The sequence below is a fragment of the Glaciecola nitratireducens FR1064 genome, assembly GCF_000226565.1.
Taxonomy (GTDB): Bacteria; Pseudomonadota; Gammaproteobacteria; order Enterobacterales; family Alteromonadaceae; genus Glaciecola; species Glaciecola nitratireducens.
Genome location: NC_016041.1, coordinates 1855606 through 1867996, shown reverse-complemented (window position 1 = coordinate 1867996; position 12391 = coordinate 1855606). Strand labels below are relative to the sequence as shown.

The window sequence follows — 12391 nt, the reverse complement described above, 5'->3', positions numbered from 1 at the left end:
ATTGCCCCGTGAGACAGTAAGAAGGTCTAAAAAGGAGAAGTCTCATGTTTCATTATTTAAAATTCACTAATTATTTCATCACGACCTTACTAGGTGTTAGCTCAGTGCTTTTGGCGCAATATTGGATTTTATTAGGCTTTGGTGTTTTTATCATCTTTTACATTGTCGGAGATGCGTTTTTTGGCGAAGACCTGAGTCAGCCAAATCTCACAAAAAAATGGGCATTAGATGCAATGCTTTATGCATCTGTTCCGACAACGTTTATCTTAATGACCGTTTGTATTTGGCTAGTTACCCCTTTTAATTGGCCAATCATGCATTGGTTATCTAGCACTATTGGCTACGATTTTGTTGCCGCTAAGGCAAATACGCATATCATTGAAATTTTAGTTGCTGTCGTTTTTTGCGGTCTGATGCTAAGTGGTATAGCAACGGTCGTCGGTCACGAATTAATCCATCGAATTGGTAATAAAAAAGCGATAACGACAGGGCGTTGGTTGTTATCGCTGAGTTTTGATGCCAGCTTTTCAATTGAACACGTGTTTAATCATCATATTCATGTAGCGACTGAAAACGATCCAGTAACAGCACCACGTGGACGCTCTATTTACAAGCATGTTCCTATTGCAATTTGGGGAACCAACAAATCAGCTTGGCAGATTGAAGCCAAACGGCTTAAGCGCAAGAAAAAAGATGTGCTTTCTTTACACAATCAATATATTACTGGCTGGTTAATGACTGCAGCTTGGCTAGGATTTGTATTTCTGGTAGCCAGTTGGCAAGGTGTCTTGTTCGTAGCAGGTATCGGTTTAGTGGCAAAAGTTGTACTCGAAATCGTGAATTATATGGAACATTATGGTCTAGTTCGCCATCCCCGTGAACGCGTTATGCCAAAACACTCATGGAATACTAATAGAAGAATTAGCTGTTGGGCTATGTTTAATTTACCACGCCATAGTCATCACCACGCGAAAGGTGCCGTTCCATTCGAGAAGTTAGAAGCGATGCCTGATGCACCCGTGATGATTGGTGGTTATATATCGACAATAGTCCTCGTGTTATTGCCGCCTCTTTGGTACCGATTGATGAGACCCAAATTACAGCATTGGGACGACACAATGGCCAATGAAAACGAACTTTCTATTTTAAGAACCCAACAAGGTCATGGCATTCCGACCAGTGAAATGACAGGCGCTTAATCTAGCGCCTGCATCCTTTCAGCTTCATGCCAGTCATGTTCTATCTTAGTCGATGCCCAATAGAACGTGGCTATCGAAATTATATAAGGTAAAAGAAGCCAACTCAGAGATGTTCTCAATGCTTCGGCTTCTCCCATTGTCGTTGACAATGAGGCACTCAAAATACCCACAATCGTTGGGCCACCACCTAGCGCTATAATATTTAACACAAAGAAAAACAGTGCCGTGGACATCGCTCTCGCATTAACAGGAGCAAGTGTTTGAGCGATAGCAAAACAAGGCCCTAAATACATTCCACTTCCAAACAGCATAATCGTCAGTAAGCCAATGGATAGCCACACACTGCCAACATGCAGAGAAAAGTAAAAGCAAGGAACACCGATGATCATGGCATAGAAAGGCAATAATGCATAAGCTCGTTTAGTCTTTTCACCCCATTTGTCGGCAATTACGCCCCCTAACCAAACCCCCAAAGCATAAGCAGTGCCGTTGACAATACCAAAGATAATCAACAGTTTTTGTATTGGCATATCGGGGTGAATTCGCACATAGAAATCAATGATCCATGTTGAAATCGCATAATTACCAAATGAACCAAAAGAAATGCCTAAGCACATTCCCCACCAAGTAGGAATTTTAAGCAGGCGTTTTACTGATGTCATGAAATCCATTTGTTGCGGACCGTGTGACACTTTTGCTCTTACGGGTTCTTTCACTGTAAATTTCAGTAAAAGTGCGAGGATAACCCCAGGCGCACCAACGCTTATCATGACAATTCGCCAGTCGGCAGAGCCACCATCAAGAAAAAACGCCGCGGCAAAATATGCCGCCATAATACCAAACGGTATACCCAGTGAATAAACAGCTAAGGCTTTTGCACGTTCTGTTTTATCAAACAAATCCGATATAATTGAATGACTAGGTGGACTGCCGCCGGCCTCACCAATGCCAACACCCACTCTTAAGATAGCCAACTGCCAGAAATTAGCAGCAAAGCCAGAGAGTGCAGTGAAACCACTCCATAACGTCAATGAAACTCCAATGATATTGATACGATTATAACGGTCGGCAAGCCAAGCAATAGGAATACCTACCACCGTATATAACAATGCAAAGGCAAAACCTTTAAGCCAGCCTAATTGTGCATCATCTAAGCCTAGGTCGACTTTAATGAAGGGCGATAAAATACCAATGATTTGTCTGTCAATAAAATTAAAAGCATAAACCAAGGTTAAAATGATGAGCACATAGTTTCGATAAGCCCGCGTTGGCCTTCTAGCCTCCTGCGAAACGTCTGGTATTTTCATTGAATCAGCCACAAGCACTCCAAGATTATAGTTCGAGTTATTTACTCGAACTACATAGTGGATGAGCTTTACTTATTTTGCCACTTGATGTTAATTATTTGTGAACATAAGCATAAGTAGGGTGAAGTTACTTGCAAGTCTAAATTATTAAATACAAAATAGACTTATCAGACCAGTTATTACAAAGGCATTTAATGCACATTGATGAATTGCTAGCATTGGCACAAACTCACAAGACCAATCCTAATTTAGTATTAACAATACCGTCAGACTGGGCACAAGGGCGCACCGTTTATGGCGGTTTATCGGCAGGTCTTTTGTATGCAGCAGCGCGTGAATATGTCGCAGCTGAGCGAGTAATGCGTTCTAACTCAACCAACTTTGTTGGCCCGCTTATGGCTGAGCAAGCGTTTACAATAAGTGTAGAAATTGTGCGTGAAGGAAAGAATGTTAGCCAAGTAATGGTGCGAGCCATACAAGACAACAAAACCTGCGTTGTTTCGCAAATATGTTTTGGACATGCACGTGAATCGAAAATTTTAGTACCAAACACTGATACACACAATATGACGCCGCCGAAGAAAGGCAATTTCATTCCCCTTATTCCTAAAGTAACCCCCAAGTTTTTAAAGCATCTCGACCTTTGCATTCAGGAAGGTGGCGTGCCTTTTACGGGACGAAAGACCTCGCACTTTCATGGATGGATGAGATTCAAAAAGCCGCCTTCAATATTCACTGATGCCCATCTAGTCAGCATTATTGATGCATGGCCTCCCACTGTTCTGCAAATGTTAAAGTGGCCAGCACCCGCGAGTTCAGTTAGTTGGAATTTAGAGTTTATTCATCCACATAGACCAATCGCAGGTGATGATTGGTTGGCGTATCAAGCCCACACGCGCCAAGCGGCGGATGGTTATGGCCATACAGAAGCAAATATTTGGGATAAAGAAGGCGAACTAATTGCGGTTAGTAGACAGACAGTTGCAATATTTGACTAACAATTAAAACGCTATGCGCTCTGAAAAACGTCCGGATTAAACAAGTGTATGACTTGCTCTACTTGGTAATTGTTATTATCGAGAGCTTCTTCGATTTCTTCACTGCTAAGATTCAATGATTCAAACAGAAAACGCGGTAAATGAGCTTCCAAATTAAAATGATGAGAGTAAGTGTTAATAATAGAAAGCTCGTAAGCTAACTGCAGAACCCGCACTTCAAGTGTTTCTGCCGGCGATTCGTCATGATGCTGCATAGCAACTGTTGACACGATTGAGTCAGGCACCATCCATTGCTGGCAAAGCGCGGCCGATACTTCAGCATAGGTAAATCCGAGTACCTCATGTTGGCAATCTCTTGGGCTGAGTTTAGCATCAAAACGTGCGCAATCTTTTGCCAAACCTGGAGCCACTTTTAAAACGACTAATTCCCCTATATTGTGTAACAGACCGCTAACAAATAGTCTGTCTGCATCTTTAGAACCGCATAATAGACCTAGGTTTTTAGCTAAAATTGCGCAGCTAACGCTCTGCTCCCAAAACTTATCGAGGTCGACAAATTCGCCTTGCTCTTTGCTAAAGGCATTCGATATCCCAAATATCAAAGCAAAGTCATACACTGCAGATGTGCCTATAACTTGGACAGCTCGTGGAAGCTGATCAATCTTTCGTGGAAATCGATATATTGCGCTATTAGCAATTCTAAGAATATGCACAGCCAGCCCGGGGTCAGACTGCACTACGGCAGAAATGCTGTCTGCATCTGAGTGCTCATCATCTATTAAACTTTTGACTCTGACGACTGTTTTTGGCAGAGCGAATAAGTCAGAGACTTTTTTTGCATAGTCAATCGCGTTCATAATTGCCTTTTAAAATAGTTTCATCATTCAGGTTGTGTTTGTCATGTCACACTAACTCATATTCTAGCGTAACTGTTAAGACATACGCCTTACTAGACTCTTCTATCTATTTTTCTACACTAGTCTGCGACTGACATCAATCTTTATACTCAATATCCAGTAAAAAAATGCTTAAGGAATGTAAATAGTTACATATTATCAAGCATTTGGCTATTTAGTTTCTGACTTTGGTATTTTATTTCGCGCACTCCACTGAATTTTCCAAATAATTGACATCAAAACTATCGCGAACAAGGTATTGCTTTTGCAACGTCAGTGTATTTTTGAGACTGTTGATACTCAATTATTAATGCCAAAATTCTAATAATAATTAACTCGCTGAATTATATGGTGATAACATAGTGATGCAGCTAAGTTATCCGCATAGCATAACATCGGCATATACAAAATACTGAGCTAAGTATTTAATAAAGCAACCTGTGAAGAATAAGAAGAGTTATGTCAGTAAATAAAATCACGCTTCCGATAATTTTTATGGCGATCCTATCTGTTGCTGCAATGATTTTCATTCACATTAATGAAGCGTCATTGATATCGTTTCCAGTTGCGAACCTTGTTCCTTATGTTTCGATCAGCCTCGTTTTAATTATTATATTTAACCTTTCTATGCGACAAGCTTTGACAATGTACGTTGCGAGTATTATCGCTCTCATTACGATCGCGCATTTTTACGTCATTCCCGGCTTAAAAATTTCCGATGAGCAAGTTAAGCTGGTGGCAAATACCAAGCATCTGCTATTGTCATTCATTGCTTTGCTACCTATTTTTGGTCTCGTTAAAATTCCGGCTCACAAAATATTTAAAAGTATTATTTACCTTATTGGTAGCTTGATTACTTGGGGCTTTTTCAGTTTTTTAATTGCAAAGATGGAATTGCCGGTCATCAAATTAGCTGACAATATGTTTAGTTCCATTGGTATGATATCCCCGTTTCAAGACATCTGGTTTTCGCCTTTACAATTTGCGTTAATCGGTATGAGTGCAATGACGCTTTTGATTCTGGTTATCAAGTCATCCAATAATATATATTTACTTGCCATTGCATTTTTAGCCGCTTTCGCAATAGCTCACATGTCATCGTTGAGCATCATTTTATTTGCCATTCTTAGCAGTGTACTTTGTTTATCTTCGGCGATGATAAGCAGTCGAAATATGGCGTTCAACGACGAGTTGACTGGTATTCCTGGCCGTCGTTCACTAACGCATTATTCTGAAGAGCTCTCGTCTCAGTATGCAGTCGTTATGATTGATATCGATTTTTTTAAGCGGTTTAATGATAAATACGGGCACGATGCTGGCGATGATGTGATTAAGCTTGTGGCTAGTAAAATTGCCAAAACAGGTAATAGGGGAAGAGCTTTTCGGTATGGGGGTGAAGAGTTCACATTAGTGTTTGACGGCAAACTGATTGACGATGTTCGTGAAACAATAGAAGATTTACGCGTACAATTAGAATCCTATCCAATGGCTATCCGCATCCAGCGAAGACCGCCAAAATCAGCTTCTGAATCAAGAAATAGAAGACAAACACCGGTAAAGCAAGACATTGTAAAAGTCACCTGCAGTTTTGGTATTGCAGAAAGCATGCTCGGCAGTAGCGACTTTAAAGCAGCTATAAAGCGAGCCGACTCTGCGTTGTACAAGGCGAAAAAAGGCGGACGAAACTGTGTTAGAACAGCGCAAACATAAAGTTCTGTTTGTTGGTTTAGTGTGGCCTGAACCTAAGTCAACTGCTGCAGGCCAAAACATACTAAGCTATATCAATTTGTTTATCGCCAGTGGCTACGAGGTAACGTTCGCTTGTGCTGCTGAGCAAACAGAGCAGTCCGCGCCGTTGACAAGCCTTGGTGTAAAAGAGCAAGCAATTACCCTAAATGACAGTAGCTTTGATACTTTTGTGAATCAACTTGCACCTGACATTACTGTTTTCGATCGTTTTATTAGTGAAGAACAATTTGGCTGGCGCGTTTCTTTGGCTGCACCGATGTGCATGAAAATACTGGATTGCGAAGACCTGCACTTTCTGCGTGATGCTAGACATCAAGCATATAAAGATATTAATCAGCGCGGCAACAATGTTGTTTGCAATGATGTTGATAACGCGTATTTGTACAGTGATATGTGCAAGCGAGAATTAGCGTCTATTTGGCGTTGTGATCTAAGTATTTTGCTTTCAGAGTACGAATACAAATTACTCACGCGCATCTTCAAGGTTCCAGAAACGCTTCTCCACTATTGCCCTTTTTTGCTCTCTGATGTTGATAATAAAGCGACCAAGACATACGAGCAGCGCTTTGACTTTGTTAGCATAGGAAGCTTCCGGCATGCTCCTAATTGGGATGCTGTACTTACGTTAAAGCAAAAAATATGGCCAACAATTACTAGGGCGCTACCGCATGCGCGGTGCCATATTTATGGTTCATACTTAACACCGAAAGCCAAACAACTTGAAAATAAAAAGCAGGGCTTTTTAGTGCATGGCTTTGTTGAAGATGCAAAAGAGGTAATTGGAAACGCCCGCATATTGCTAGCTCCGTTGAATTTTGGAGCAGGTATTAAGGGTAAGCTAGTAGATGCAATGCAGTGCTATACCCCATCAATCACCACCGAAATTGGTTCCGAGGGGCTTTTACCTTTAGCAGATAATATCGATAATGTAAGAGAGTTATGGCCTGGTGCTATTCACAATATCCAGAAGTCATGTGACGCATTTATAGAATCATGTATTGCACTATACGCCAACGAAGATAAGTGGACACAAGCCAGCATGCGATGTCACACTTTGTATTCGTCTATTTTTAATTATGAACGACAGTCAAGAGAGCTAAGCGATTCAATTGCTACGATCCGAACCAATTTGACTAAGCACCGGCATCAGCATTTCATCGGCCAAGTGCTGCAGCACCACACCCTTAATAGCACTAAATACATGAGTCAGTGGATTGAAGCCAAAACCCGTTTACAGCAGGCTCAGCGCTCAGATTGACGCCCCGTTAATACAAGTTTCCTAACTTCGCTTTTATAGTTAATATAGCATTCTGAATACCATCTCGCCTACCCACACTAAAAAACGGCGTTAGGTTTAATTCAGTTAAATAGGCAAAATAGTCAAAGGCAACGGCCGCGTTACGTTTCTGTTGATTGCTGTCAACTGTCAGCGACTCATTTAATTGCGTCGCTTTCTCTATAACAACAGCTAATATTCCCCTAATGATCTTACTTTGAGAATAGGCACACAGCTTATGGTTAGTATAGGCAATCCATAACTCTGACTCGCAACCAAGTACTGCATTTTCGTCTGTCCGCATTTCAAGCGGCAATATTGTTAAATCCTTACTCGCCAAAAGTAGCTGTCGATATTGATTATCCCAGCCCCTCGCCTGACTCACCTTTTGTGCAATCGCTAATGATTGATTTTCGTTAATAGCAAGCGTGTCGCCCTTATTGAGATCATTTGGGGTCGCATTAACTCGTGCTCCTACGTCCGAGTTTTCTATCTCTTTACATATTAACCCTGCATCCGCTGCAGCTGCGCTGTTATCAAGATTTAATTCGCTGTTGCACAAGCTGTTCAAAGCACGATTTAGCGTTTCCAAAAAATATTGAATATCTTGCTCAGTGGTGTAGCAAGCGATTGAAACCCGCATCGTTCCGCCAATGTTTAATAGATTCATCAACGGCATTGCACAGTGATGCCCTACTCTGACGGCGATATTTTCTTGATACAATAACGCCGCTACGTCATTTAGGTGATGCTTGTTAAAAACAAAAGAGCACAGACCGATTGACTGGTTAAAAATTGTCGAGGTTTTACTCGCACTTATGGAGTCAGATACACAAATGTTGTTGGCACCAACGTTGCCGAATATGCGAATATCATCTCGATTGTATAAGCCCCGGCTAAGTGACTCAAATAATGCCCCTTCATGACGCTTAATTTCGTCCATGTTTGCCATCAAAAATTTAGCTGCAGCGCCAATTCCAATTACCCCAGTCACGTTGGGCGTGCCTCCTTCAAACTTTAACGGCGGTGCTTGATATTCAGCGTCTGTAAACGAAACTCGAGTTATCATTTCACCACCTAGCCTAAGTGGCAACAAAGCATCTAGCAGTTCGATTTTTCCGTATAAAACACCAACGCCCGTCGGTGCATACATTTTGTGACCGCTGAATACGTAGAAATCACAGTTAACTTTTTGCACATCAACCGTCATATGAGCAATAGCTTGAGTGCCATCGATGACGGTTAATATATTCTGTTGAATGGCAATTCGACAGATTTCCTCTACGGGATATATATTTCCTAAAGCATTGGAGACATGCGCCATTGCTAAAATAGCCACATCTTTATTGAGCTGCTTTTGCAGGGTTTCATAATCGCTTCGCATGAATTGGCCCTGAAGCGAGATATTAACCACTTGTATGCTTAGCCCTAGTCTCTTGGCTAGACGCTGCCATGGTAGAATATTAGCATGATGCTCGCTGGCCAAAATCAGTATTTTATTCCCACTTATCATGTGAGGCTGCAGGCCAGCAGCAATGGTATTAATCGATTCAGTTGCTCCACTGTTGAACGCAACTTGTGCACTTGAGGCGCTATTAATAAGTTGTGCCACTGAGTCACGAGCATCCTCGTAAAGTTTTGTCGCTTCATTAGCGATAGCATAAGCACTGCGATGCACCGTCGCATTGCAGGAGCAATGATAGTCATTTACCGCTTGAATAACTGAATCATGTTTTTGCGTTGTTGCGGCGCTGTCTAAATAGACCTGTTCAGGTTTGTTGGTAAAAAATGGAAATTGATTTTTGAACACGTAAACCCTTCACATCATTTTGGTTAATGTAAAAATACTAAAAGAATATTAAACCGTTCACACTATAATAAAGGTATTAAGATATAATTTCTCGATGATTAGCGAGATTTATAACAAAACAGGCAATAATATATTATGAATATGCATGACTGAACTACAAATACTAGGCGCCATAGCCAGTGCAATTGGTTTGGCGATCATTATTAAAAACACAGAATTCAAACAGCTCGTTGACGATGCAGCTTTCCAACATCGGTTTTTCGGTGCAACTGCGGCAGTATTTGTTCTTTGGATCTTTCGTGTGGGTATTGTCGATGAGCTCCAGGTTCACTTCATTTGGTTGACATCACTGGCACTAATTTTAGGCTTCAGATGGGCTATCATATCTTCCAGCATCGTTTTAATTGGTGTTACCGTTGTAGGCTATGAAAAATTTTCAATGTTAGGCGTAAATTGGCTTTTAGGCACACTCATGCCAATTTCAGTTACCTATGCAATCTTCAGTTGGTCATTCCACAAGCTGCCTAAGAATCTATTTGTCTATCTTTTTGTTTGCGCTTTCTTTCCAGGAGCGATAACGGTTTCACTTAAAATACTCATGATGGCGGGTTATTTTCAGCTTGATACTGATTTAGGTTGGGATGTGATTTTCCAAAACTATGTGTTGCTGATACCACTTTTACTCTTCTCAGAGGCCTTTTTCAATGGGTTTACGATGACATCTTTGGTCGTGCACAAACCTAAGTGGGTTTATACTTTTCATGATAAGTTTTATATTGATGGAAAATAGTTACCGATATTGTTATTCAGATAGTTCAAATGCAAAAAAAGACAATGACGATGAATCATCATTGTCTTTCTTATCGTTGTAACTCAAACGCTATGTAGCTAGTTTATGTAACGCAACTAGGCTGGCCAGTTTAACTATTTGCTATACACTTGCGTTACAGCGCAAGGCATCCGCACTAATTTAACTTTTCAAGATATCTGGAAAACTGAAGTCTTAATCAAAGATCACATCTAAAATATTAGATAGCTCAGACTTACCTTCTATAATTTCTTCTTTACTCAAGCCAGCTAGCTCGTGCGGAAATACTAACCACTCATCACTTTCATTAACGAAATAGTCAGGCACGATATCTGTTTTATTATTGGCAGGCTTATACCAAGGCGTCGCTATTCTAATTTCTTTCGGCGTATTCAAGCGCATGAGCACTTCAATTTGCTTTATCAATGCCTCCACACTTCGCCCTGAATCGAAAACGTCATCAACAATCAACAGGCTATCTCCTGCATTTGCATTCTCAATAAGATAATGCAAACCGTGTACTTTTATTTCTTTTGATTGTTTGTTGATGCCATAGTAAGAAGAAGTTCTAACAGCGATATGGTCCGTGGGCGTATTTTTGTATTCGAAAAACTCTTGTACTGCAATTCCTATTGGAGCACCACCACGCCAAATTCCAATGATAAAGTCTGGACGAAAGCCATCTTTGAAAACTTTAGATGCAAGACGAAAACTGTCTTCTAATAATGATTGAGAGCTGATGTAATTTTTACTCAAAGTATAGATTCTCTTTTTATGTATCAATAAATTTATTAACGGTATATTGACGTAAATTCATTCTTACTACTGCTCTTCCTTGAAGCAAAATATTCAGCCACCACAGCTTGAAACGAATTGTTACGCGGATTATAGCGTTTATTGTGTTTGTAAGCTATTTGCCGGTTGAATAGATGCCGCTTTATACGCTGGATACAAAGTGGCGAGTATGCACAAGGCGAGTGAACCGCCAGATATAATGATAATTTCAGACAGATTCATTTCAATTGGTAAGCCTGCACCATTAGGACCAAAAGCCAGTCCAGAACCCAATGCGGCTAAAATATCATTCAAGAAAAACACGACGATTAAGCCAATCAAAACGCCTGATATGACCCCTTTTATGCCGTTAAAAATACCGTTAAGAACAAAAATCAGCATCACATCTGTCGGCACTAATCCTTGAGTTTGTAAAATTGCAATATCGGCGGTTTTTTCTGTTACTACCATGACTAATGCCGACACGATATTAAATGCTGCGACCGCTATGATTAAAAATAACATGAGGGACATCATGTTTTTTTCCATACCGACAGCATCGAAGAGAGGGCCTTGCCTCTCTCGCCATGTGGTGTATTTCAGTCCCTGCTTGTCTAATTCATCAACGATAGCTTGATACTGGAAAGCATCTTGTAAATACAAGCGCGTGCCGACAAAAGATAAATCTCTCTGACGCGATAGCTTTGCGACATCATTTATGTTCATTAACATGACTTTGTCGTCGGCTTCTGAATCTAGCTGAAACATGCCGGCAACAGTGACTAAGCGTTGACTAGGCATTCGCCCTAGAGGAGTATAGGTACTTGCCGAAGGGCTTATCACTCGCAATCTTTGCCCTATCGACACTCGCAGTTGATTAGCTAAGGACTGACTAATTAGCACGTTGAAACTGCCGCTTTGCAGCGCGTCCCATTCACCCGCGATCACGTTTTTGGCGATGATAGAGTGGCGCTTTTCGACCGAGGTATCGATTCCTTGTAAAAATAAACCCTTAATCAATTTACTCGATTGCACAATGACTTCTTGTTCCACAAAGTCTGTGGTGGCTAAAACCTCGCTCTGTAAACCTTCTGGCAGTAGTATAGGTCCTCTGTTATCCACAACAATATGCGGCAAAATGCCCAAAATTTTCTGTTTCAACTGCCCTTCTAAGCCATTCATAACCGAGAGCACCGTTATTAATGAAGCAATACCAAGGGCGATACCAACGACCGAAAATAAGTTGATGAAGGAAACAAAGCTGCGTTTATTTGAGGTTTTCGAATATCGTAAACCAATAAAGGCAGATATGGGCAATGAAGGAAGTATGGAAAAACGCATAAGCTTAGTTTTGTGCTCTATTTTATTAAGCTGCCCCTCGATTAAACGATGCTCAGCGTAATTTATTTCATATAAAGACAAAGGATCGCAAACCTGAGTGAAACCTGAGTCGTTTTTTGGTAAAGTCACAAACGGTAAGTTGGCAGCGTTGCTGCATTTGTCTTGTCTATGACATTGTTTCAGACGTCGTTATTATAAACATCTGATGCAAGATAGTAACAATTTATCCTAAA

At 40.8% G+C, this 12391-nt stretch carries 10 protein-coding genes; 5 read left to right on the top strand and 5 right to left on the bottom strand.

Annotation, left to right across the window (positions count from 1 at the left end):
• Positions 1-44: 44 nt before the first annotated feature.
• Positions 45-1199 carry an alkane 1-monooxygenase gene (locus tag GNIT_RS08025; protein ID WP_014108679.1) on the top strand — a complete coding sequence of 385 codons (1155 nt, stop codon included), beginning with the start codon at positions 45-47 and terminating at the stop codon, positions 1197-1199.
• On the opposite strand, the gene GNIT_RS08020 is transcribed toward GNIT_RS08025, so the two are convergent.
• On the bottom strand, positions 1196-2506 hold the full coding sequence (locus GNIT_RS08020; protein WP_041246748.1) for a spinster family MFS transporter: 1311 nt from the start codon (positions 2504-2506) through the stop codon (positions 1196-1198). The genes GNIT_RS08025 and GNIT_RS08020 overlap by 4 nt on opposite strands.
• 194 nt (positions 2507-2700) lie before the next feature.
• Between GNIT_RS08020 and GNIT_RS08015 the strand changes: the two genes are divergently transcribed.
• Entirely contained in the window at positions 2701-3504 is an 804-nt protein-coding gene (locus GNIT_RS08015; RefSeq protein ID WP_014108677.1) for an acyl-CoA thioesterase, read from the top strand.
• An 11-nt stretch (positions 3505-3515) separates the two neighbouring features.
• On the opposite strand, the gene GNIT_RS08010 is transcribed toward GNIT_RS08015, so the two are convergent.
• Positions 3516-4361 (bottom strand): HDOD domain-containing protein, encoded by an 846-nt coding sequence (locus GNIT_RS08010; protein ID WP_014108676.1) that lies wholly within the window; start codon positions 4359-4361, stop codon positions 3516-3518.
• A gap of 498 nt (positions 4362-4859) precedes the next feature.
• Here GNIT_RS08010 and GNIT_RS08005 point away from each other — a divergent pair, with 498 nt between their 5' ends.
• Positions 4860-6110 carry a GGDEF domain-containing protein gene (locus GNIT_RS08005; protein WP_014108675.1) on the top strand — a complete coding sequence of 417 codons (1251 nt, stop codon included), beginning with the start codon at positions 4860-4862 and terminating at the stop codon, positions 6108-6110.
• Positions 6088-7407, top strand: coding sequence for a glycosyltransferase (locus GNIT_RS08000; RefSeq protein ID WP_014108674.1), 1320 nt, complete (start codon positions 6088-6090; stop codon positions 7405-7407). The genes GNIT_RS08005 and GNIT_RS08000 overlap by 23 nt, the downstream gene beginning before the upstream one ends.
• 7 nt (positions 7408-7414) lie before the next feature.
• On the opposite strand, the gene GNIT_RS07995 is transcribed toward GNIT_RS08000, so the two are convergent.
• Positions 7415-9235, bottom strand: coding sequence for an aminotransferase class V-fold PLP-dependent enzyme (locus GNIT_RS07995; RefSeq protein ID WP_014108673.1), 1821 nt, complete (start codon positions 9233-9235; stop codon positions 7415-7417).
• A gap of 145 nt (positions 9236-9380) precedes the next feature.
• Here GNIT_RS07995 and GNIT_RS07990 point away from each other — a divergent pair, with 145 nt between their 5' ends.
• Complete coding sequence (locus GNIT_RS07990) at positions 9381-10025, top strand: energy-coupling factor ABC transporter permease (protein WP_014108672.1); 645 nt, start codon at positions 9381-9383, stop codon at positions 10023-10025.
• A 213-nt stretch (positions 10026-10238) separates the two neighbouring features.
• On the opposite strand, the gene GNIT_RS07985 is transcribed toward GNIT_RS07990, so the two are convergent.
• Both GNIT_RS07985 and GNIT_RS07980 read right to left on the bottom strand, forming a co-directional pair.
• Complete coding sequence (locus GNIT_RS07985; RefSeq protein WP_014108671.1) at positions 10239-10799, bottom strand: phosphoribosyltransferase; 561 nt, start codon at positions 10797-10799, stop codon at positions 10239-10241.
• 138 nt (positions 10800-10937) lie between these two features.
• Positions 10938-12287 carry a lipoprotein-releasing ABC transporter permease subunit gene (locus GNIT_RS07980; RefSeq protein WP_337999077.1) on the bottom strand — a complete coding sequence of 450 codons (1350 nt, stop codon included), beginning with the start codon at positions 12285-12287 and terminating at the stop codon, positions 10938-10940.
• Between the last annotated feature and the right edge of the window lie 104 nt (positions 12288-12391).

What these genes read in the sequence shown, in the direction of transcription:
- GNIT_RS08015 (WP_014108677.1), top strand. Translation starts at nt 2,701, where the DNA reads ATGCACATTGATGAATTGCTAGCATTGGCACAAACTCACAAGACCAAT.
- GNIT_RS07990 (WP_014108672.1), top strand. Translation starts at nt 9,381, where the DNA reads ATGACTGAACTACAAATACTAGGCGCCATAGCCAGTGCAATTGGTTTG.
- GNIT_RS08020 (WP_041246748.1), bottom strand. Translation starts at nt 2,506, where the DNA reads ATGAAAATACCAGACGTTTCGCAGGAGGCTAGAAGGCCAACGCGGGCT.
- GNIT_RS08010 (WP_014108676.1), bottom strand. Translation starts at nt 4,361, where the DNA reads ATGAACGCGATTGACTATGCAAAAAAAGTCTCTGACTTATTCGCTCTG.
- GNIT_RS08025 (WP_014108679.1), top strand. Translation starts at nt 45, where the DNA reads ATGTTTCATTATTTAAAATTCACTAATTATTTCATCACGACCTTACTA.
- GNIT_RS08005 (WP_014108675.1), top strand. Translation starts at nt 4,860, where the DNA reads ATGTCAGTAAATAAAATCACGCTTCCGATAATTTTTATGGCGATCCTA.